At 72.1% G+C, this 21389-nt stretch carries 21 protein-coding genes; 11 read left to right on the forward strand and 10 right to left on the reverse strand.

From position 1 onward, the window contains the following. Positions 1 to 123 precede the first annotated feature (123 nt). Positions 124 to 1311: an MFS transporter gene (locus BJ964_RS20150; RefSeq protein ID WP_229807369.1), complete on the forward strand. Its 1188-nt coding sequence runs from the start codon at positions 124 to 126 to the stop codon at positions 1309 to 1311. Here BJ964_RS20150 and BJ964_RS20155 read toward each other — a convergent pair. Further along, positions 1280 to 2524 (reverse strand): SGNH/GDSL hydrolase family protein, encoded by a 1245-nt coding sequence (locus tag BJ964_RS20155; protein WP_229807370.1) that lies wholly within the window; start codon positions 2522 to 2524, stop codon positions 1280 to 1282. The genes BJ964_RS20150 and BJ964_RS20155 overlap by 32 nt on opposite strands. Positions 2525 to 2605: 81 nt before the next feature. On the opposite strand from BJ964_RS20155, the gene BJ964_RS20160 reads away from it, so the two are divergent. The 3 genes from BJ964_RS20160 (at position 2606) to BJ964_RS20170 (ending at position 5864) form a co-directional block, all read left to right on the forward strand. Beyond that, on the forward strand, positions 2606 to 3184 hold the full coding sequence (locus tag BJ964_RS20160) for a hypothetical protein (protein WP_188127578.1): 579 nt from the start codon (positions 2606 to 2608) through the stop codon (positions 3182 to 3184). Positions 3185 to 3704: 520 nt separating this feature from the next. Next, the gene (locus BJ964_RS20165) at positions 3705 to 4472 is read left to right on the forward strand and encodes a hypothetical protein (RefSeq protein WP_188122107.1); all 768 of its coding nucleotides are present in this window, start codon (positions 3705 to 3707) and stop codon (positions 4470 to 4472) included. Positions 4473 to 4664: 192 nt separating this feature from the next. Beyond that, entirely contained in the window at positions 4665 to 5864 is a 1200-nt protein-coding gene (locus BJ964_RS20170; protein WP_229807374.1) for a DUF2231 domain-containing protein, read from the forward strand. Positions 5865 to 5870: 6 nt separating this feature from the next. Here BJ964_RS20170 and BJ964_RS20175 read toward each other — a convergent pair whose 3' ends face one another. Together BJ964_RS20175 and BJ964_RS20180 are read right to left on the reverse strand one after the other, a co-directional pair. Further along, a complete protein-coding gene (locus BJ964_RS20175) occupies positions 5871 to 6176 on the reverse strand; it encodes an antibiotic biosynthesis monooxygenase (protein WP_188122109.1) in 306 nt (101 codons plus the stop codon). A gap of 41 nt (positions 6177 to 6217) precedes the next feature. Continuing rightward, positions 6218 to 7189, reverse strand: coding sequence for a helix-turn-helix transcriptional regulator (locus BJ964_RS20180; RefSeq protein ID WP_188122110.1), 972 nt, complete (start codon positions 7187 to 7189; stop codon positions 6218 to 6220). A gap of 137 nt (positions 7190 to 7326) precedes the next feature. Here BJ964_RS20180 and BJ964_RS20185 point away from each other — a divergent pair, with 137 nt between their 5' ends. Together BJ964_RS20185 and BJ964_RS20190 are read left to right on the forward strand one after the other, a co-directional pair. Next, complete coding sequence (locus BJ964_RS20185; protein WP_188122111.1) at positions 7327 to 7893, forward strand: GNAT family N-acetyltransferase; 567 nt, start codon at positions 7327 to 7329, stop codon at positions 7891 to 7893. A gap of 96 nt (positions 7894 to 7989) precedes the next feature. Continuing rightward, positions 7990 to 8463, forward strand: coding sequence for a DUF4265 domain-containing protein (locus BJ964_RS20190; RefSeq protein ID WP_203832953.1), 474 nt, complete (start codon positions 7990 to 7992; stop codon positions 8461 to 8463). A gap of 18 nt (positions 8464 to 8481) precedes the next feature. On the opposite strand, the gene BJ964_RS20195 is transcribed toward BJ964_RS20190, so the two are convergent. Continuing rightward, complete coding sequence (locus tag BJ964_RS20195; protein ID WP_188122113.1) at positions 8482 to 9273, reverse strand: alpha/beta fold hydrolase; 792 nt, start codon at positions 9271 to 9273, stop codon at positions 8482 to 8484. 56 nt (positions 9274 to 9329) lie between these two features. Here BJ964_RS20195 and BJ964_RS20200 point away from each other — a divergent pair, with 56 nt between their 5' ends. Together BJ964_RS20200 and BJ964_RS20205 are read left to right on the forward strand one after the other, a co-directional pair. Continuing rightward, the gene (locus BJ964_RS20200) at positions 9330 to 9977 is read left to right on the forward strand and encodes a TetR/AcrR family transcriptional regulator (RefSeq protein WP_188122114.1); all 648 of its coding nucleotides are present in this window, start codon (positions 9330 to 9332) and stop codon (positions 9975 to 9977) included. A gap of 232 nt (positions 9978 to 10209) precedes the next feature. Next, positions 10210 to 10425, forward strand: a complete 216-nt coding sequence (locus tag BJ964_RS20205; RefSeq protein WP_183218021.1) for a hypothetical protein — start codon at positions 10210 to 10212, stop codon at positions 10423 to 10425. 34 nt (positions 10426 to 10459) lie between these two features. Here the strand turns inward: BJ964_RS20205 and BJ964_RS20210 are convergent, their stop codons facing one another. Further along, complete coding sequence (locus BJ964_RS20210; RefSeq protein ID WP_188122115.1) at positions 10460 to 11881, reverse strand: NAD(P)/FAD-dependent oxidoreductase; 1422 nt, start codon at positions 11879 to 11881, stop codon at positions 10460 to 10462. A 125-nt stretch (positions 11882 to 12006) separates the two neighbouring features. Here BJ964_RS20210 and BJ964_RS20215 point away from each other — a divergent pair, with 125 nt between their 5' ends. Continuing rightward, positions 12007 to 12702 (forward strand): TetR/AcrR family transcriptional regulator, encoded by a 696-nt coding sequence (locus BJ964_RS20215; protein WP_229807372.1) that lies wholly within the window; start codon positions 12007 to 12009, stop codon positions 12700 to 12702. Here BJ964_RS20215 and BJ964_RS20220 read toward each other — a convergent pair. From BJ964_RS20220 to BJ964_RS20235, 4 genes are read right to left on the reverse strand one after another with little or no spacing between them, the layout of a single operon-like run. Next, a complete protein-coding gene (locus BJ964_RS20220; protein WP_188122116.1) occupies positions 12678 to 13478 on the reverse strand; it encodes an SAM-dependent methyltransferase in 801 nt (266 codons plus the stop codon). The two genes, BJ964_RS20215 and BJ964_RS20220, sit on opposite strands and share 25 nt — an antisense overlap. Before the next feature lie 10 nt (positions 13479 to 13488). Next, positions 13489 to 14541, reverse strand: a complete 1053-nt coding sequence (locus tag BJ964_RS20225) for an aminotransferase-like domain-containing protein (protein WP_188122117.1) — start codon at positions 14539 to 14541, stop codon at positions 13489 to 13491. Between the two features lies 1 nt (position 14542). Continuing rightward, entirely contained in the window at positions 14543 to 15679 is a 1137-nt protein-coding gene (locus BJ964_RS20230) for an acyl-CoA dehydrogenase family protein (protein ID WP_188122118.1), read from the reverse strand. Then, positions 15679 to 16317 carry a TetR/AcrR family transcriptional regulator gene (locus BJ964_RS20235; RefSeq protein WP_188122119.1) on the reverse strand — a complete coding sequence of 213 codons (639 nt, stop codon included), beginning with the start codon at positions 16315 to 16317 and terminating at the stop codon, positions 15679 to 15681. Before BJ964_RS20235 ends, BJ964_RS20230 begins: the two co-directional genes overlap by 1 nt. Positions 16318 to 16438: 121 nt before the next feature. On the opposite strand from BJ964_RS20235, the gene BJ964_RS20240 reads away from it, so the two are divergent. Then, positions 16439 to 19321 (forward strand): type II toxin-antitoxin system Rv0910 family toxin, encoded by a 2883-nt coding sequence (locus tag BJ964_RS20240; RefSeq protein ID WP_188122120.1) that lies wholly within the window; start codon positions 16439 to 16441, stop codon positions 19319 to 19321. 30 nt (positions 19322 to 19351) lie between these two features. Further along, positions 19352 to 20929: an AMP-binding protein gene (locus tag BJ964_RS20245; RefSeq protein ID WP_223149587.1), complete on the forward strand. Its 1578-nt coding sequence runs from the start codon at positions 19352 to 19354 to the stop codon at positions 20927 to 20929. Between the two features lie 34 nt (positions 20930 to 20963). Here BJ964_RS20245 and BJ964_RS20250 read toward each other — a convergent pair whose 3' ends face one another. Continuing rightward, a complete protein-coding gene (locus BJ964_RS20250; protein ID WP_188122122.1) occupies positions 20964 to 21341 on the reverse strand; it encodes a YccF domain-containing protein in 378 nt (125 codons plus the stop codon). Positions 21342 to 21389 lie beyond the last annotated feature (48 nt).

The raw sequence follows: 21389 nt of genomic DNA on the forward strand, positions 1-21389 counted from the left end.
GGCACCGCGCCCGGACGTAGGTTTCCCGCCGTCATGCCGATCATCGTGCGCCCACCGGGCACAACCGGCAAGGACCCGGCGACAGTTCGTCGATGCCTGTGGTCAGCCGCCTACGATCCGCGGGTGACTGTCACCGACACCGCCCGGCGCCGCCCGCTCATCACGCTGCTGGTCGTCTGCCAGAGCACGATCGGGCTGATCTTCGGCGGGATCGGGCTGTTCCTGCCGCTGATCCGTACCGACCTGGGGCTGAGCTTCACCGAGGCGGGCACGCTGGCCGCCGCGAGCAACCTCACCTACGCCCTGATGCAGGTGCCGTCCGGATACCTGGCCGACCGGTTCACCCCGCGCCGGCTGTTCCTCATCGGGCTGCTCGGCCTGAACGTCCTGTCGGCCCTGTTCGCTGTGCTCGACACGTACCCCCTGCTGTTGATCGATCAGGCGCTCGCCGGCTTCTTCCGCGCCCTGGTCTTCACCCCCGGCATGCTGCTGATGACCCAGTTGTTCCCGCCCGGCCGGCGGGCCACCGCCATGGGCCTGTACGTGGTCGGCGGCTTCTCCTCGAACGTGCTGCTCAGCGCGGTCGGGCCGCTGCTGGTCGGGCCGCTCGGGTGGCGGCTGCTGTTCCTGCTGTTCTCCGGGTTCGGGCTGCTGGCCCTGGTGCTGTACCGGTTCCTGGCCGGGGCCGCGCCGCGCCGGGAACCCGGCGACCCGGTCCGGTTCGCCGACCTGCCGGGGCTGATCCGGCAGCGGATCATCCAGCTCACCGGGGTCATCCAGTTCACCCGGCTCGCCGTGGCGCAGGGCTTCACGTTCTGGCTGCCCACCTATCTGGTGGTCGACCGCGGGCAGTCGCTGGCCACCGCCGGCCTGGTCGCGGCGCTGGCCTCGGCGATCAGCGCGCCGGTCAACTACCTGGGCGGCTACCTGTCCGACCGGATCAACCGGCCGCTGCTGGTGATCGGCGGTTCGCTGACCGTCCTGACCGTCGGCCTGACGCTGCTCACCTATGTGCCCGGCATGCTGGGAGTGCTCGGCGTGGTGGCGCTGATCTCGATGGCGATCCAGGTCTACTTCGGACCGCTGTTCGCCCTCCCGTTGCAGGTGCTCGGATCCGGCAACGCCGGGCTGATCAGCGGTTTCGGCAACTTCTGCGCCAACCTGGGCAGCTTCGCCCTCGTGTACGCGCTGGGCGCCGTCAAGGACGCCACCGGCTCGTTCCGGGCCGGGTTCCTGAGTCTGGCCGTGCTCTGCGTGGTGGCCCTGATCGCGACCCGGCTCACCCGGCCGCTGCTTCGAAGAGCCGGCTAGGCACGGCGGCCGCCAGGGCGGCGTACCCGCGCGGGTTCAGGTGCAGGTGGTCGCCGGCGTCGAAGACCGGCAGCAGTCGCCAGGGCGCGACCGGATCGCGTACCGCCGCGTCGAAGTCCACCCAGCCGTCGAACAGGCCGGCCCGGATCGCGGCGTTCACCTGCTGGCGGGCGGTCTCCCGTACGCCCGCCTTGTCGTCGTAGATGTTGCCGCCGAAAGGCGTGAGCGTGGCCCCGAAGATCCGCAGACCGCACGCCTGCGCGCGCAGCGCGATCTGCTGGTACGCGCCGATCAGCCCGGCCACCACACGGCGTTGCGCCAGCTCGGTGGCGGCCGTCATGCCCAGGTCGTTGACGCCCTCGAAGACGAGCAGCCACCGGGCGCCGCTGACCGTCAGCACGTCGCGATCCAGCCGGGCCAGGGCGTTCGGGCCGAGGCCGTCACACAGCACCCGGTTGCCGCGGGCCGCCTGGTTGAGCACCGCGAGGCCGGGGCGGCGCAGCCGGATCAGCAGCTGGTCGGGCCAGCGGTCGTTGCCGTTGAGGGTGGAGCCGCGGCCGTCGGTCAGCGCGTCGCCGAGCACCACCAGCCCGGCCGCGCCGGACGCGGTGACCTCGACCGCGCTGAGCAGGTACCAGTGGTTGACCGGCACGGCCCCCGGCAGCTCCGGGTCCGCGAGCCGGTCCCCCTCGATCAGCCAGGAGGTGGTACGCGAACCCGGATGCGAGGTGAGCGCCGACCCGTCCTGCCCCTCCCACAGGTGAACCGTGACCGTCAGGTTCTGCGCCGCGACCACCGGCAGATCGACCGGGTCGGAGATCATCTGCGCGCCCGGCGGCACGGTCACGCCGGCCCGGCCCCCGAACGTCAACCGCTGCGAGCTGCCCGGCTGGATGCCCGGCGCCCCGGCCCGGCCGTCCCGCGGCAGAGCCACGGCGGCCGCGGTGATCGGCAGGTCGGTCGTGCCGAACGCGTTGGAGAACCGCACCCGCAGCCGCCGCCCGCCCAGGGACAGGCGCACGGTCTGGCGCAGGGTGGTGTTCACCAGCATGGAACGGTCGCCGGTGAACGGCTCCGGCGGCAGGTCGTACGGTTCGGTGAGCTGTGGAGCGGCGGTCCAGGTGTGGGTCCAGCGGGGGCGTGGGGGCGGGTGGGGATCGAACAGAAGCAGCGGGGAGGCGGCTCCCAGGAGGGTGCGTCGCCGCAGGGGCACATCCCGAAACGTATAGCCGTGGATCTATACAGTCAATGGGCTCACGATGCGTTTGGGAGCGCTCCAAGATAAGCTTCCGCCATGCTGATGGCCCTGCTGCTCGACATCGCGAACATCGTCGGCGGGCTGCTGCTCGCCATCCCCCTGCTCGGCCGCTTCCCGGTCGTCGCCAAGGTCACCGCGCGGATCGCCCCGTGGCGCTGGCTCGCCGGGATCGTCGCCCTGGTCGCGGGAGGATACTTCCTCATCGTGCACCTGTTCTCCGGGCCGCACCTGTTCCACTTCGAGGTGGTCGGGATCGCGGTCGGCGTCCTGCTGGCCTGGGAGCGCCTGACCGGCCGCAAGCCCCTGGTCCCGGCCGCACCGGTGACCACCCCGGCCGCCCCGGCCCCCGTACCTTCGTCTTCACCTTCGTCTTCACCTTCGTCTTCACCTTCGTCTTCGCCTTCGTCTTCACCTTCGTCTTCACCTTCGTCTTCGCCTTCGTCTTCACCTTCGTCTTCACCTTCGTCTTCGCCTTCGCCTTCATCTTCGCCTTCGCCTTCACCCGAGCCGGTCGCGGTCGCTCCGGCTGATCTCGCCGGGCCGGCGCTGCTGGTCGCGGTCTTCGGCATCATCGCGATCATCGTGGGCCTCCAGGGCCTTTTCACCCCCAACTGATCTTGTACGCGTGACGCCGTCCCCAACCGCATCGGACCCGTCCCGCCCAGCCACGCGATCTCCTGCCCACTTTCGCCTTTGCCGCGCCCGCCGGGCGGAGCTCGGTGGTCCCGCGGGACCACTCAGCCCTCCTGCGGCCACTTACGCCGGGTGGGTGGTTGCGCTTCGGCTTCCCAGGCGCGGGGGCTGCCTGCTCGCGGCCGTCACGCCGGTCGCCCGGTGTGGGTGGTCGCGCTTACGTGAGGGTGTGCGCGCACGGCGGCGGTGTCGTGGTCGCCTACGTGCTAGGCGAGAATGGGGCTTTCGCCGGAAACGGGCGCCCGTTTCGCCCGCTTTGTACGCCGCTGTTGTGCGATCTTGAACGATTTGCCACCCGAGGCGGTGGCAAATCGTTCAAGATCGCTCCGGGTGGCGCGTCCTGCTGGCGAGGGATTGCGGATTCGGCCGTAGGTAGCCAGGAAGAAGACTCCCGGATGTATCCGATAGCCCAAGGTCTTTCAGCGGAAATAGATCATGGACGATGATTGACCGCGCGGTTACGGTGGCCGATCGATCCAAGATCGCCACCGCTGCTGCTGCCATCACCGCCACCGCCATCACCGCCACCGCCGCACCGCCGCCACCGCCGCACCGCCGCTGCCGCCGCACCGCCGCACCGCCGCCGCCGCACCGCCGCCACCGCCGCCGCCGCACCGCCGCCGCCGCCGCACCGCCGCCGCCGCTGCCGCCGCACCGCCGCCGCCGCCGCACCGCCGCCGCCGCCGCCGCACCGCCGCCGCCGCCGCACCGCCGCCGCCGCCGCACCGCCGCCGCCGCCGCCGCCGCCGCACCGCCGCCGCCGCCGCACCGCCGCCGCCGCCGCACCGCCGCCGCCGCCGCACCGCCGCCGCCGCACCGCCGCCGCCGCACCGCCGCCGCCGCGGCTGGCGCGGTGCCTGCTGGCGCGGGCGCCCTCTCGCGATCTTGGACGTTTTTCTACCGGTTGCGGTGGTCAATCGTCCAAGATCGCGGGCTGTGGTTTGGCTCGCGCCTTTCGTTCGGCCTTCCGTCTTCCGGCCGTTTCTGTTTTCTGGCACTGCGCTGTCCGCCGGTTGCGGATCTCGGCATGCCACGGCCGGGTGATCATCGGACGCGCGAGTCGCGGCTTTTGGGAGGATTCGGCCTGAGGGTCGCCCCACAGCCGCGCCCCCATCTGGAGCGCCACTGCCCGGCTCGTGGGGTTTTACCGCCCGCAGCCCGAATCACCCGCAAGGGAGGGTCCGGTCCGGTCGAATCCCGCACAGGCTGAGGAAGGTCCATTTCCCGGCCGGAGATACGGATCTCCAGCCGCCACGGCCGCAGCCCGGTCACGACCCGGGCGGAGGGGGTCCGCGTGACAGAGGCGCGCATGACAGGGAGACGCCATACCCAGAGCCGGCTCCGGCTCGCCGGGTCAGGCGTGCAGCCGCTACTGCTGATGTTCCCGCTCGGGCTGTTCTGGATGGCGTTCGTCTTCGACCTGGCCACCACGCTCGGCGCGCCCCCTCTGATCGGAACGGTCGCCTTCTGGAACCTGGTGGCCGGCCTCATCGGTGGCCTGCTCGCCGCACTGGCCGCCGCGGTCGACGCTTTCGGCGCCTCGGACCCGTCCGCCGCCCGGATCTTCTTCCTCGCCCTCCTTCTCGACGTCGGTGTACTGATCGTCTTCGCGGTCCTCACCCTGATGCGGGTCCGGGGCCACGACCGCTCCGCCGACGGCGGCCTCCTCGCCCTCGAAGCCGCCGCTCTGGGGCTGGCCGGTTTCACCGCCTGGTTCAGCGGCCGCCTCGCCGACCCCCAGGCCCCGGTCTCCGACCCACGCCCATCCCACCGCCGCGGCGGCAGCCTCCTCGACCCGGAAACACCGAGCGACATCCCTGCCCCGCGGGGCGAGCACCCTGGCCCGCGAGGCGGGAATCCCGGCCCGCGAAGCGATAGCCCCGGCCTGCGGAGCGGGAATCCCGGCCCGCGAAGCGAGACTCCCGGCTCACGGAGCGAGTACCCCGGCCCGCGAAGCAGGGCCTCCAGCCGCGTGCCCGCGGACCCTGACCCGCGGCGCGAAGACTCCGGCACTCGCTCTTCGCGGCGTGAAACCGCCGTCCCCACCCCTCGTCCTTCGCGTGGATGGCAGGCTGCGGGCCGCCAGCCGACCCCACCCCAGCGAGGCAGAACCACAGTGCCCGAGGCGCGAGGGCACGGGCCCGCAGCCGTCGAGCGGGAGGTTGGTGGGCAGGCGGGTGCGGCCGTCGGGCGGGAGCCGGGACGGTGGGGGACGGCCGCGGGGTCTGGGGTGCGTGGGCGTGGGGGTGCGGCTGTCGAGCGGGAGGCTGGTGGGCGTGGGGGTGCGGCTGTCGAGCGGGAGGTTGGTGGGCAGGCGGATGCGGCCGTCGGGCGGGAGGTTGGTGGGCAGGCGGATGCGGCCGTCGGGCGGGAGCCGGGACGGTGGGGGACGGCCGCGGGGTCTGGGGTGGGTGGGCGTGGAAGCGCGGCCGTTGAGCGGGAGGCGGGTGCGGACGCCGGGCGGGAGTCCGAGTGGTGGGGCGCGGCCCCTGGGTCCGGGTCGCGTGGGGGTGGAGACTCGGCAGACGAGTGGGAGTCGGGTCGGCGGGGCGGAGCTGAGCCTCCGCAGTGGCCGGCGCCTACCGGGCGGGCCGCCCGGTAGGGCGGGTCAGGCGGGTGGGGGCCAGGCGGAGACGACCTCGGCGTGGCGGATGCCGCCCGACTCGGTGATGTGCCGGAACCAGGCGGCACACTCGGGGATCGAGGCGATCTCGCGGGCCGACGCCTCCGCCTCCTCCCGGGAGCGCCAGACCAGGACGTCCAGCCAGCCGCCGTCCTCCTCCTTGCTCAGGTAGGCGGCCAGGCAGCCGGGGAAGCCGCGGCGTAACGCCGCCAGCATGGCGGGGCGCTCGGCGATCAGTTGCTCCTCGGCGCCCTCGGCGATGGTGAAGCGGGCCAACTCGAGAACGGCCATGGTTCCTCGATTCTCCAGCGGGGACCGGTATGCCGCGGACCCTACGCGGCACCCCCGACATTTTTCGGCCGCGCGGCTGCGAGCAGGCGTTCCGCGATCCGGCGGGCGGCGTCGCGGATCTCCGGGCTGTCGACGATGCGGTAGTCGGCGGGGATGACGGTGAGCTGCTGGGCGTACCAGCGGGGGTTGCTGGTGCTGCCGGTCAGGATGGTGGTGCCCGGCTCCGGGCCGGGGGTCAGCGCGCCCAGGGCGGGGCTCAGCCAGGCGGGGATGTCGGCGATCGGGGCCTCGATCAGGATCTCGGCGCGGAATTCCCAGCCGACGGCCAGGTGGGCGTCGAGCACGGCGACCGGGTCCAGGTCGGCGGGCGGCCGGAAGCCGGTGGGCAGGATCTCCACGGCGGTGACCCGGTCGATCCGGTACGCCCGTCGCGCGCCCGCCGCATGGGAGTGGCACAGCAGATACCACCGCCCGTGCCGCACCACGATGGCCCACGGGTCCACTTCGGCCGTCCACTCCGAACCGGCCTCGGTGCGATAGCCGACCCGTACCCGGAGATTCTGAGCGCACGCCCGCACCAGGCCGCTGGTGATCTCGGGGTCGGGCCGCGCGGCGCCGCGGTCGGGGGCCGGTGCGGCCGTCCGCCGGACCGCCTCGACCTGTGCGCCCAAGCTCTCCGGCAGCACCCGGACGATCTTGCCGAGGGCGCTGCCGACCGGATCGGCTGTGTCGCCGGCCGCGTGGTGGCCGTCGAGGACCGCCATGACCAGGCCGAGCGCCTCCGCCTGCGTGAAGATCAGCGGGGCGGGCCGGGCGCCGCGACCGACCTTGTATCCGCCGTAGGGCCCGCGGACGGACTCGATGGGGAGCCCGGCCTCGCGCAGGATGGCGATGTAGCGCCGGGCCGCCCGGTCGGAGATGCCGAGCCGTTCGGCGATCCGGTCCGCGGTGATCCCGGGAGCGCCCTGGACCGCCTCGTAGGCCATCAGCGCCCGTGCGGTCGGGCTCAGCATCGGCGTACCCCTCGAATCCGGAAGTAGAACGTCCGGAGCGGAAGGCTAGCGTGCGGGCGTGACGGAGAACATCCCGCGAGCGCCCGCCGGTCTGAAACATCGTCGCGTGGCGGCGGTCGTTGTGTGATCGTGGGCGGATGCCGCAACCGACGCTGACCACCGAGCGGATGGTGCTGGTCCCGCTGACGGACGAGCATCTCGAGTACGAGGTGGAGCTCGACGCCGATCCCGAGGTGCTGCGTTACATCGAGGGCCGGGCCCGCACCCGTGAGGAGGTGGCCGGCTGTCACGCGGAGCGCATGGAGCTGGGTGGGCGGGTGGACGGGCTGGGCTACTGGCTGGCGACCGAGAGGACCGGAGAGTTCGTCGGCGTGATGATGCTGCCGCCGGCGGAACGGCCGGGGGAGGCCGAGCTGGGCTACCGGCTGCTGCGACGGTGCTGGCGGCGGGGCCTGGCCGCGGAGGGCGCCGCCGCGCTGGTGCGGCACGGCTTCGCGACGGCCGGCCAGGAGCGGATCATCGCGCAGACCATGACGGTGAACACCGGCTCCCGGCGGGTGATGGAGAAGTGCGGGCTACGGTACGTGCGGACCTTCTTCCCGGACTATCCGCCGATCCCGGGCTCCGGCGAGGGCGAGGTGGAGTACGCGATCACCCGTGCCGAATGGCGGGCCGCCACCGGTCTGCGGGAGGTGGGCCTGTGATGCGACGGTCGATCTTCTGGGAGACTACGTCTCCGCGCGGCTGTGGGGTGCGACGGCAAAGGGGTCCGGCATGACGAAAGCCGCTTGGTGACCGTCGTGGACGCGGTCAAAGTCCACTTCGACCTGCCGAGGACGAACGACGACTGGCCACCCGTGTCGGTCGAGAGCCTCTGGGCCGAACCGGTCGGCGACGACGTGGTCCGGCTCAGCAACGCGCCCTGGTTCGTGCGCGGTGTCGCCAACGGTGATCTGATCCGGGTGCGGCGGGACGAGGACGGCGTCCACTGGGCCACCGAGCAGGTGGAGTGGTCCGGGCGCTGCACGATCCGGGTCGTCCCGTTCGGCAGTGGCCCGTTGCGCGGTTCGGTGCAGCGGGTGCTGGACGCGTTCGAGCCGTTCGGGGTGACCGGTGAGGGCATCCGTCAGTACCACCTGGCCGCCCTGGACGTGCCGCCGGACGCCGACCTGGCCGCCGTCCAGCGGGTGCTGCGCGCCGGAGCCCGCGACGGCTGGTGGGACTACGACGAGGGCTGCGTGGGCGACGACTGGCTGGCCGCCGCCCCGAACTGAAAGCCCACCGGGCTGAGGTCAGCCCACCCGGGCGGGTGCGGCGAAGAACTCCGCGAGCGGCTCGACCACCTGGGCGGGCGCCCGGTTGACGGCGTCGTGCGCGGCGCGCGGCACCAGCAGGGTGCGGGCGTGCGGCAGCACCGCGGCCAGTGCCTCGTTGAGCCGCGGATAGTAGGACGGTCCGTTCGCGCCGCAGGCCAGCAGCACCTCGCAGTCGATCCCGGCCCACTGCTCGGCCGGCCCGGTGAAGGCCCGGATCCCGTCGACCTCGTCCAGCGTCAACGGCAGGAGCTCACCCATCTCGCGGCCGATCGGGGTGCGCATGAACAGCCGGCAGATCGCCGTCTGCACCGAGAGCGGCAGCCGGCTGGCCGCGCTGTGCGTGTTGATCCCGGCGCTGGTCAGGGCGAGCGCGCGGGCGATGTCGCCGGCTCGTGCCGCCTCCCGGGCGGGTTCCACCCAGGCGGTCGGGAAGAGGTCGCCGATCGGGACCACCCCGTCGTAGAGGGCCAGCCGCTCGACCGCGCCCTGCCGTGCGGCGAGCAGGGCGACGATGCCGCCGCCGCTGTGCCCGAGGACGTTGTGCGAGCCGGTCTGCCGCAGCACCGTGAGCAGGTCGTCGACGTCCTCCTGGACGTCGTAGGGCAGGGACCGGGCCGGTGCGTCGCCGCGCCCCCGCCGGTCGTAGAGGTGCACGGTGAACCGGTCGGCCAGCTTCCCGGCCAGTCGGCGGTAGATGCCGGAGGTGACCCCGCCGCCGTGCACCACCACGATTCCCGGCCCGTTGCCGGTGGAGTGGACCTGAACCATCTGAACCCTGCCTTCGGTGAGGAATAAACCGCGAACGACGTTCGCAGTTTACAGTGATGCGAGTGAGCGACGCATCCCCCATCTGGATCCGCCCGGCCCGCGGCGCCCGCGGGCCCCAGCCCACCCACAGCCGGGACGAGATCGTCGAAGCCGCGATCGCCCTGGCCGACGCCGAGGGCCTGGCGGCCGTCTCGATGCGGGCGGTGGCCACCGCGCTGAACACCGGCGCCGGGTCGCTCTACCGCTACCTGTCGTCCCGCGACGACCTGCTCGACCTGATGACCGACCGGGTGGTGACCGGGTTGCGGCCCTTTCCGGATCCCGCCGGGGAGCCGGTGGACTCGCTGACCGTCCTGGCCGGGCGGCAGCTCGCCCTCTACCGCCGGCATCCCTGGGCGATCGACCTGCTGCACCGCCCGACCGGGATCGGGCCGGAGGCCCTGGCCTGGTTCGACCACTGTCTCGGGGTGCTGGCGCCGGTGCCGTGCGGGTCGGCCGCCAAGTTCGAGGCGCTGGCCATGATGACCGGCGTGGTGACGCTCTTCGCCCGCTCCGAGAGCGCAGTGCCGCCGCCCGCCTTCACCGGGCTCGACCTGACGGTCTATCCCCATCTCGTCGCGGCTTTCGCTGATCCCGGGGCGCGGCGCCCGGACCTTTTCGACCGTACGCTGCGCGGCCTGCTCACCGCGCTGCTGTACGACTGAGGGGTGACCGCGACCCACCACTCAAGCCCGGATGCGGGCGCCACGGCCCGGAGTGGCAGACGATCGCGACCGCGCCGCCAGGGCCGCGCGTAGCCGTACCGGAAATCGGTGTCATGAAGTGGACCAGAGGCCGCAGCCGGCCGACAGGAAGGCAAAGCCCGCCCCTTCACTCACCGTTCACAACGGGTGACTCGGTGCAAGAGATCAGAAATGGGTGCCTAGGATGATCGGCATGGACGATCCAGCTGAGGGTCCGGTCACCGCGGTACGTGTGGAGTGGACCGGGGCGCGCTACCGGATTCATCTGGTTCGCGGCGCCGGTGGGATGAGCGTCGTCGACGGCGGCGCCAAACCGGGCGAGGTGATGGCGGGGCTGCTGGCGCTCGGGGTTCCCGCCGGCGAGGCCGAGCACTGCGTGCGTGAGGTGGAGCCCGGCTACCGGGCGTGAGGGCCGGCCCGCTGGGGGACCGGCCCGTCAGCCGTCAGGAGTCGAACGAGAAGCCGACGGCGTTGGCCGCCTTCAGGATGAAGCCGTCCCGGCCGCTGCGGTCGGCGCGGGCGATCGCGTTCCGGATGATCTGCACGGCCGGGTAGAGCACCGGCTCCGGCGGCACCGGCAGCGGCTTGCGCCGGGCCATCTTCAGCCGGGTACGAGCGGTGTCGCGACCGTCGAGCAGGTCCAGCATCACGGTCGCGCCGTAGCGTGTGGCGGCCACGCCGAGACCGGTGAAGCCGCTGCTGTAGGCCACCTTGCCGCCCATCGCCCGGCCCTGGAACGCGGCCAGCTGGGTGCACATGTCGATCATGCCGCCCCAGGCGTGGCTGAACCGGATGTCACCGAGCTGCGGGAACGTCCGCAGGAAGTGGTCGGCGAGCCGGGCGAAGGTCTCCGGGTTCTGGTCGTGCTCGGGCCGGATCGTGCCGCCCTTGTGGTAGACGACGTCGTAGCCGCCCCACAGGATCCGGTTGTCCGAGGTCATCCGGTAGTAGTGGAACTGCCGTGAGGCGTCCGAGATGCCGAACCGCCGGGTCCAGCCGATCTCCTCGATCTGGGCGGCGGTGAGCGGCTCGGTCATCAGCGCGTAGTCGTAGACCGGAACGGTCAGCAGGCGGTTGCGCTTGAGCAGCGACGGGAAGCCGTTGGTGGCCAGCGCCACCTTGCCGGCCCGGATGCTGCCGGCCCAGGTCGCCGCCCGGATCGTGGCGCCCTCGTCCTTGATGTCGGTGACCGGGGTGTTCTCGAAGATCCGCACACCGAGCCGCAGGCAGGCGGCCTTGAGGCCCCAGGCCAGCTTGGCCGGGTGCACCAGCGCGGCGCCCTCGTGCTGCATGAGCCCGGCCCGGTAGAGCGGGGAGCGCACCAGCCCGGCCAGCCGCTCGCGGTCGTAGAAGGTGGTCCCCGCGGTGGTCGCCGCGCGCAACTCCTCGACCTGGTGCGGCTCGGTGGCGACGGCCAGCACACCCTCTTTCACGAACTCGGCGTCGATGCCGTGCCGGACCAGGGTGTCCTCGAAGGCCGCGAAGTTCTCCGCGGCCAGACCGTCCAGGATCGGCAGCTCGTCGGCGAAGTGCCGGCGCCCGTTCTCGGTGCCGTGGGTGAGGCTGGCCTCGACGAAGCCGCCGTTGCGCCCGCTGGCCGCCCACGCGATCTCGTTGCCCTCGACGAGCACGACGTCCCGGGACGGGTCGGCCTCCTTGGCGATCAGCGCGGTCCACAGGCCGCAGTAGCCGCCGCCGATGACCAGCAGGTCGGCCTCGGTCGAGCCGTTGAGTGCCGGCTCGGGAGCGGGCCGGCCGGGGTCTTCCAGCCAGAAGGGGGTGCGGACCGCGCCGTCCAGCGCCCGGCGGATGCGCTGCTCGTCGGTACGGATGTCCTGATCGTAAGCGGGGGGTGTGGCCGCCATGGGGAGTCCCTTCCAACTCTCGAGACCGCCCGGCTGTGAACCGGTGGAGATCTCGTGAACCGAGGATGCCGATGTCCCCACTCTTATGTCAATGCGTTGACATAAGAACACCCTAAGGTGGTGACGTGCCAGGAGTGGAGCGCGTACGCAGTGTCGGAGCCCGTCGCCGCAAGACCCGCAGCGGAGTGGTGCTGACCGAGGACCTGATCGTCGATGCGGCGCTGCGGCTCATCGAGTCGCCGAGTGGCGATCGTCTCAGCGTCCGCCGCCTCGGCGCCGAGCTGGGCGCCGACCCGACGGCGGTGTACCGGTACTTCCGGGACCTGGACGCGTTGCTGCTCGCCGTCGCGGACCGGCTGATCGGTGACGCCTTCGCCGATTTCGTCCCCCGCGACCACTGGGTCGACTCGCTGCGCGACCTCGCCCACTCGCTGCGCCGTTCGATGCGGCAGCACCCGCGGCTCGCCCACCTGCGGGCCATCCGGGTCACCGCCGGCCCGCACGAGATGCGGGTCGTCGACACCGGCATCGGGATCATGCTGAACGCCGGGTTCGCCCCGGCCGACGCGGTCCGGCACTACCGCGACTTCGTCGACACCGTGCTCGCCGTGGCGGCGGTCGACGCGGCCGAGCTCACCGAGGGGCAGGAGACGGCCGAGCAGGAGGCGTGGTCCCGGGTCTACACCTCACTGCCCGCCGACGGGTACCCGAACGTGCACCTGGTTCGCGAGCACCTCCCGTCGATGTACAACTCGGCCTTCCCGGGGACCATCGAGAAGCTCCTCGACGCGCTGGTTCAGGCCGCCCCGACCCCGGCGTAGGCGCCGTACCGTTCCGGGTTGTCCACCGGCTCGCCCGTCTCGGGACGCCACAGCGGCAGGTGCACCAGACCCGGCTCGACCAGTGGGAAACCGTCGAACCAGGCGGCGATCTCGGCGTGCGGCCGCAGCACGATCCCGGTGCCGGTGCGCGCCGACAGCCGCTGCGCCTCGAGCACCTCGGGCGGCTGCCCGTCCGAGGTGGCGTGCGAGATCACCAGGAAACTGCCCGGCCCCACCGCGTCACGCAGTGCGCCGACCAGCCCGGCCGGGTCGTCGGCGTCCGGCACGAAGTGCAGCACCCCGGCCAGCAGCACGGCCACCGGCTGCCCGAAATCGATCAGGCCCGACCTGGCGGTACCGGTCAGGATCAGGCCGGTGTCCCGGGCGTCGGCGCAGATCACCCCGGTACGCTCCACGCCCGCCAGGATCGCCCGGCTGTGCTCCACCGCCACCGGGTCCACGTCCACGTAGACCACCGCCGACCCGGGCGCCTCGGCCTGCGCGATCTCGTGCACGTTGCCCGCCGTCGGGATGCCCGAACCGATGTCCAGGAACTGCCGCACCCCGGCGCCGGTCAGGAACCGCACCGCCCGGCGCAGGAACACCCGGTTGGCCCGCATCGTCTCGCCGATGTCCGGCGTCATCGCCTCGATCTGCCCGGCCAGCTCCCGGTCCACCGGCAGATGGTGGGTGCCGCCGAGAAAGTAGTCGTACACCCGGGCGGTGCTCGGCCGGCTCGTGTCGATGCCGGCCGGCACCCAATCCGTATCAGTCATGCACGCAGGTCTATCGGTTGTGGGCGATCACGGCAACGGCCTCGCCCAGCCGCGCCGCCGCGACCTCCAGATCGGCGGCCGGCAGAAGCGAGAAACTGAGCCGGATCCGGTCCGCGCCGCCGCTGCCGTCGGCCCAGAACCGGGGCCCCGGCACGAACGAGACGCCACGCTCCTCGGCGACCGGCAGCAGCGCCTCGGCGGTCACCCCGGCGGGCAGCCGCGCCCAGACGAACCAACCCCCGGCGGGCGACCGCACCGCCAGCTCCGGGACATGCTTGCGCAAGGCGCCGACCAGGGCATTCCTTTGCGTACGGTAACTCGCTCGCAATCCTGCCACGTGCCGCTCGAAGCCCCCGCCCGTGCAGAACGCCGCCATCGTGACGGCCGTCGTGTGGTTGACCCCGCCGCCGCTGTGCACGTACCCGAGCCCGGTCAGCCGCGCGATGATCTCCGGCTCGGCGTTGATCCAGCCGAGCCGCAGACCGGGCGCGACCGTCTTGGCGAACGACCCGAGCCGGACGACGGGGTCACCGCCGGCCATCGACCACAGCGACTCCGGGGCCGGTCCGTCGTAGGACAGCTCCCGGTAGGTGTCGTCCTCCACGATCGTCGCACCGACCTCCCGGGCCGCCTCGATCAGCTCGATCCGGCGTTTCCACGGCAGGCTGGCGCCGGTGGGATTGCCGAACGTCGGCACCAGGTAGATCAGTTTCGGTCGTACCTGCCGGACCGACCCGGCCTGGACGATCCGCAGCCCCCGGTCGGCCAGGATCGGGAAGGCCAGGTGATAGGTGGGGGAGACGGCCAGCACCACGTCACCCGGGGCGGTGAGCACCTGCGTCACCAGGGCCAGGGCGTGCGAGGCGCCGCCGGTCACGAACGTCCGGCCCGGATCGCCGAGCCACTCCAGCAGCGGATCCGGCCCGGCCGCCGACCCGTAGGTCAGGGCCCGCCAGTCGTTGTCCCGTCCGGCGGAGGACCACTCCCGGACCGGCAGCAGGTCCGGCCGGGGATGCCCCCACGACAGGTCGAGGATCCCCGGCCGGTGATCGAACTGGATCACCTCACTGGTAGCCGAACATCTTGGCGGCCAGGTCGGTCATGATCTCGCTGGCCCCGGCGCCGATGCCGAGGATCCGGGTGTCCCGGTAGTGCCGCTCCACCTCGGACTCGCGCATGTAGCCCATGCCGCCGTGCAGCTGGACAGCCTCGTCCACCACGTACTTGCAGGCCTCCACCGCGGTGTTCTTGGCCAGGCAGACCTCGCCGATCATCGGCTCACCGGCGGCGTGCCGCTCGGCCAGCCACCGGGTGTACTGGCGGGCCACGTCGATCCGCTGCCGCATCTGGACCAGCTTGTGCCGGACCACCTGGCGGCTGATCAGCGGACGGCCGAACGTCTCGCGGGCCCGCGTGTACTCCAGCGTCAGGTCGAGGCAGCGCTGCGCCACCGAGTAGGCGTGCACCGCCGCGATGATGCGCTCGGACACGAAGGCCTGGCCGATCAGCGCGAACCCGAAGTTCTCCGGGCCGACCAGGTTGGCGGCCGGCACCCGGCAGTCGACGAAGGACAGCTCCGCGGTGTCCGAGCAGAGCCAGCCCATCTTGTCGAGCTTGCGGGACACCGTGAAACCGGGCGTGCCCTTCTCGATCACCAGCATGCTGATGCCGGACGCGCCCGGGCCGCCGGTGCGCACCGCGGTGGTCACGAAGTCGGCCCGGACCCCGGAGGTGATGAACATCTTGGCGCCGTTCACCACGTACGCGTTGCCGTCACGGACCGCCGTGGTGCGCAGCGAGCCGACGTCGGAACCGGCCTCCGGCTCGGTGATGCCGAGCGCGCCGATCTTCTCCCCGGCCAGGGTCGGGCGGACGAACCGGTCGATCAGGCCGCTGTCACCGGACGCGATGATGTGCGGCAGCGCGATCCCGTGCGTGAACAGCGAGGCGTGCGCGCCGGACGATCCGCCGGCCTCCAGGAACGCCTCGGTGGCGACGACCGTGTCGACCGTGTCGCCGCCGTCGCCGCCGACCTCCTCCCCGAAGCCGACGCCGTACAGGCCGGCCTTGGCGAGACGGGCGTGCACGTCACGGGGGATCTCACCGGCCCGCTCCCAGTCGGCCAGATTCGGGAGGATCTCCCGGGCGGTGAACTGTTTCATGGAGCCGGCGAGGGCTAGGCGTTCCGGGGTGTCGAACATCAACTCTCCTTTGAGCGGGCGCGTTCCACCAGGGTGGACGGATCGCGGTGGCCGAGCAGGATGGCGGCCGCCCGTTTCCAGCGGCGGATGAGCAGCTCACGGCGGCCCAGATCGCCGCTGACGATGCCGGTCATGGCCAGTCCGGTGAGGACCTCGTAGCTGAACTCGACCACGGTCGGCACGCGGGGATCACCGGGCGAGCTCCCGCTGAGCAGATCGCGGGCCCGGTCGTGCAGAACGGCGAAGATCTCCTTCTCCACCGGGAGCAGCGCGGCGCGCAGCTCGGTGTCGGTGCGGCAGGCGTTCCACAACTCGAGTGCCGCCCAGAACAGCGGGGAGGAGAAGTGCCGCCAGATGATGTCGATCAGCGCGTCGAGACGGTCCGCCTCCGGCGGGATCGCGGCCAGCTCGGCGGTCAGCGACTCCACCCGGCGGCCGGCCACGTGGTGCACCGCGCCGACCAGCAGGTCGACCTTGGTCGGGAAGTGGTGCAGCAGCGTGCCCCGGGGCACGTCGGCGCGGGCCAGGACCTCGGCGGTGGTGGTCTCCGCGTAGCCGCGCTCGACCAGGCACTGCACGGTGGCCTCCAGGACCTTCGCCCTGGTGTCGGCACTGCGCTGCGCCTGCGTTCGTTTCACGGATTTACCGTACGGCTTGACGGTTAGTTGCGTCCATACAGCTTGTTTCAATGATCGACTCGCTCTTGCCGTGACCCAGGTCACCCCTTTACCGTCAGGTCGGACTGTTAGGGGAGCGTCGATGCCCGCTGGAAACCTGGCCCGGATGTTCGCTGTCGCGCGAGCGGCCGCGACCACCGCACTGACCCGCCGCCGGCCCGAGCCGGACGCTCCAGCGGCGGTCGAACCACCCCGGGTCTTCGCCTACCCGTGCAGCGTCGCGGTCGAGGTGGCCGCCCGCCCCGACCAGGTGTTCGCGGTGCTCGCCGACCCGGCCCGGATGCCCGGCTGGGTGCTCCAGCACACCGGATGGATCGACGCGCCGCCCGCCGAGTTCGCCGAGGGGGTGCGCTTCCGGCAGCGGATCAAGCTGATGGGCGTACCGAGCGAGGTCCGCTGGACGGTCGCCGGGGTCGTCGAGGACCGGGCCGTCTGGTTCGAGGGCACCGCGCCGATGGGCATCGAGGTCGGCTTCTATCTGTCGGTGGCGCCGTCGGCGGCCGGTGCGCTGGTCCGCTTCGACGGCGGCGTCGAGGGCGGGCCGGCGGACGGGCCGCTCGGGCCGATGGTCGCCCGGAACCTGGCCGACGCCATGAGCAAGAGCCTCGCCGAGCTGGGCCGGCTGGCTCCGGCGGCGAGCGCGTCACGGCCGCGTGCCGTCACGGCCGTGCGAAGGACCCACGAAAAGCCCGATCCGATCCGGTACGAGCGGACCGGCCAGGATGTCGCCGCGTGGACGCCGGTGATCGTCGGCGCCGGCCAGCTCTCCGAGAAGTCCACCGAGCCCGGCGGTGGGGACCCGGTGTCGCTGGCCGTGCGCGCGCTGCGGCAGGGCGCCGGCGCCGGACTGCTCGCGAAGGCCGACTACGTCGGCTACGTGGCCAGCGTGTCCTGGCAGTACCCGGACGGGGCCGCGCTGATCGCCGCGGCGGTCGGCGCGACACCCGCCCAGACCGTGCAGACCACCATCTTCGGCGGTGACGGCTCGCTGCGGCTGCTCAACGACGCGGCCGCCGAGATCGCCGCCGGACGGGCCTCGATCGCCCTGGTCGGCGGCGCGGAATCGGCCGCCACCGCGGCCGCCGCCGAACGCTCCGGTAACACCCTGGACTGGCCCGCCCAGCCGGACGGCACGGCGCCCACCCGCACGCTGGGCAACGACTCCCCGGCCAACAACGACGCCGAGACCGCCGCCGGTCTGGTCGCGCCGATCCACCTCTACGCGCTGATCGAATCCGCCGTCCGTGGCCGTCTCGGCAACACGCCGGAGGAACACCTGGACCGGATCACCCGGCTCTGGGCGAGCTGCTCCGAGGTCGCCGCCGCCAACCCGGCCGCCTGGCAGGGCGTCCCGCACACCGCGGAGGAACTGGCAACCCCGACCGCCGCGAACCGGATGATCTCCGCGCCCTACCCCAAGCTGCTGACCGCGAACCTCCAGGTCAACCAGGGGACCGGCATCGTCGTGTGCAGTGCGGCGGCGGCACAGGCGGCCGGGATCAGCCAGGACGACTGGATCTTCGTGCACGCCGGGGCGCACGCCACCGAGGAGTGGTACGTCACCGAGCGCGCCGACCTGGCCAGCTCGCCCGCCATCAGGGCGATCGGCGACGCCGTCCTCGGGCACAGCGGGCTCACCATCGACGACGTCGAACACATCGACCTGTACGCGTGCTTCCCGTCCGCCGTACAGATCGGCGCCCTGGAACTGGGGCTGCCGGTCGGCGACCCGGGGCGGCCGCTCACCGTGACCGGCGGGCTGACCTTCGCGGGCGGGCCGGGCAACAACTACACCAGTCACGCGGTCGCCAACCTGGTGCCGCTGCTGCGTGCCGAGCCGGACAGCTACGGGCTGGCCACCGCGCTGGGCTGGTACCTCACCAAGCACGCGGCGACCGTCCTGTCCGCCCGGCCGCCGGTCTCCGCGTTCGCCGACATCGACGCCGACCCCCGGTTGCCGCGGCCGCCGGCCCGTCGCGCGCTGCGGTCCCACCACGGCCCGGCGGTCGTGGAGGCGTACACCGTCCCCTACGAGCGGGACGGCTCGCCTGCCGCCATGATCATTACCGCGATCACCCCGGCGGGCGATCGCGTCGTCCTCCGTACTTCCGACATTTCAGAAATGTCGGAATTCTGGAAGCTGGAGGTGGACGGCGCCGGCTTCGCCGTGACCGACCGTGGCCGGCATGAGCTGCCTCCGCCGCCTCCGCCGCCGCTGATCGTCGAGTGGCACGGCCCGGTGACCGTCCTCCGCCTGAACCGGCCCGCCGTGCGCAACGCCATCGACCTGGCCACCGCCCGTGCCCTGGAGAAGGCCGTCGACGCGTTCGAGGCCGACCCACGGGCCCGGGTCGCGGTCCTCACCGGCTCGGACACCGTGTTCAGCGCCGGCATGGACCTCAAGGCCGCCGCCCGCGGCGAGTACCCGGTCACCGAGGGCCGCGGACTGCTCGGCATCACCGCCAAACCGCCCGCCAAACCGCTGATCGCCGCGGTCGAGGGGGCGGCCCTGGCCGGCGGGTGCGAGCTCGCCCTCGCCGCCGACCTGATCGTCGCCGCGGAGGACGCCGTGTTCGGCATCCCCGAGGTCAAGCGCGGCCTGGTCGCCGCCGCCGGCGGGGTGCTCCGGCTCGCCCGGAGCCTGCCCCGCAGCACCGCCCTGGAACTGGCCCTCACCGGCGAGCCGATGCCCGCCCGCCGGCTGCACGATCTGGGCTTGATCAACCGCGTCACGTCACCGGGCAAGGCGCTCGAAACCGCCCTGGAACTGGCCCACGACATCGCGGCCAACGCGCCCCTGGCTGTACTGCTCTCGAAACGCATCGTCGACGAACACCGCGACTGGGGCGCCGCGGAGGCCTTCGACCGTCTCTCCGACATCGCCGGCGAGGTGATCGGGTCCGCGGACGCCGTCGAGGGCATCCGCGCGTACGCCGAGAACCGCGCCCCCATATGGAAAGGCTGATTAGTGAGCACCCTGCAAGCGGTTCTGCGGATGCACCAGATTGGCATCGTCAACCTTCTGCGCCCGGACCGGCTGATCAAGGCGGCCGGCAACAACGCGAAGATCGGGCCGCAGGCGGCCCTCACCGAGAAGGCCGCGACCGAGTTCCCCGACCTGCCGGCGCTCACCGACGAGCGGGGCACCTGGACGTACCTCCAGTTCTTCCAGCGCTCCAACGCCCTCGCGCACGCGCTGCGCAAGGTGCGCCTGCCGGAGAAGTCGATCATCGGAGTGCTGGCCCGGGACCATCGTGGGCTGGCGCTGGCGATCACCGGCACGGCCCGGGCCGGACTGCGGCTGGCGATGCTCAACACCGGTCTCGCCGCCTCCCAGCTGGCTGAGGTGATCCAGCGGGAGAACGTCCGCTTCCTGATGTACGACAGCGAGTTCGCCGACACCGTCGATGCCCTGCCGGACGACATCCCCCGCTACCTGACCTGGGAGGACGACGGCTACGACCGGCCGCCGGGGCTGCTCAGCGTGGAGGAGTTCACGGCCGCCGAGCCGACTACGATTCCGCAGCCGATCCCGGAGAAGCCGGGCGGGTTCATCATCCTCACCAGCGGCACCACCGGACTGCCCAAGGGCGCTCCGCGTACCAAGGTGTCGCCGTTGGCCAGCGCCGTCATCGCGGACCGGATCGACTTCCCCCGCCAGGGCACCGCGGTGATCGCGTCCCCGCTGTTCCACGCCACCGGGTTCGGCGCCTGGACGGTCGGGCTGTCGCTGGCCAACCACGCCGTGCTGCTGCGCCGTTTCGGGGCCGAGCAGATCCTCGCCGCGATCGCCGAGCATCGGGCGCACATGCTGGTGGCCGTCCCGACCATGCTGAACCGGATCCTCGCCCTCGGCCCGGACGTGATCGCCAAGTACGACACGTCCTCGCTGAAGACCGTCTTCCTGGCCGGGTCGGCCCTGCCGCCCGACGTGTGCGTCCGCTTCCAGGAGGTCTTCGGCGACGTGCTCTACAACGTCTACGGTTCCACCGAGGTGGCCGTCGCGTCCGTGGCCCAGCCGCACGAACTGCGTAAGTCGCCCGGAACGGTGGGCCGGCCGCCGGTGACGGTCCAGGTGGCGCTCTACGACGGGGAGGACAGGCGGATCACCGCGGCCGAGACGAAGGGCCGGGTCTTCGTCCGTACCGGCATCCCGTTCGAGGGCTACACCGACGGCCAGAACAAGCAGATCATCGACGGCTTCATGGCCACCGGCGACCAGGGGCACTTCGACGCCGACGGCCTGCTCTACATCGACGGCCGCGAAGACGACATGATCATTTCGGGTGGGGAGAACGTCTACCCGCTCGAGGTGGAGAACCTGCTCTCCCAACGGGCCGACGTGATGGACGCCGCGGTCATCGGCGTCGACGACCCGGACTTCGGCACCCGGCTGCGCGCCTTCATCGTCCCGACCGAGGAGTCCGCCCGGGACCCGCAGGAGATCCGCGAGTTCGTCCGCGCCAACCTGGCCCGGTACAAGGTGCCCCGGGACGTGGTCTTCGTCGACGACCTGCCGCGCAACCCGACCGGCAAGCTGGTGCGCCGGGAACTGCCCACCGGGCCGCTGTAGACGCCGGCGCCGCCGACGGCCGGGTGATCGCGGATCAGTCCAGCTCCACGATCTCCCGGCCCAGCGGCCAGAACGCCACCGGCACCAGCTTGAAGTTCGCGATCCCGAACGGGATGCCGATGACCGTGATGCACTGCGCGACACCGGCGATCAGGTGGGTGAGCGCCAGCCACCAGCCGGCCAGCACCACCCAGAGGATGTTGGCGAGACCGGAGGCGACGCCCGCGCCCGGGCTGCTGACCACGGTCCGCCCGAACGGCCACATCGCGTAGACGGCGAGCCGCAGCGCGGCCACCCCGAACGGGATCGTGACGATCAGCAGGAAACAGACGAGTGCGGCCAGCCCGTAGCCCAGGGCCAGGAGGAAGCCGCTGCCGAAGATGAACCACAGCACGTTGAGGATGAATCGCACCCCCTCAGGATGACCCGTGACCGCCACCCCTGGCGTGCGGACGCGTTT

Origin of the sequence: Actinoplanes lobatus (genome assembly GCF_014205215.1) — a bacterium.
GTDB lineage: Bacteria > Actinomycetota > Actinomycetes > Mycobacteriales > Micromonosporaceae > Actinoplanes > Actinoplanes lobatus.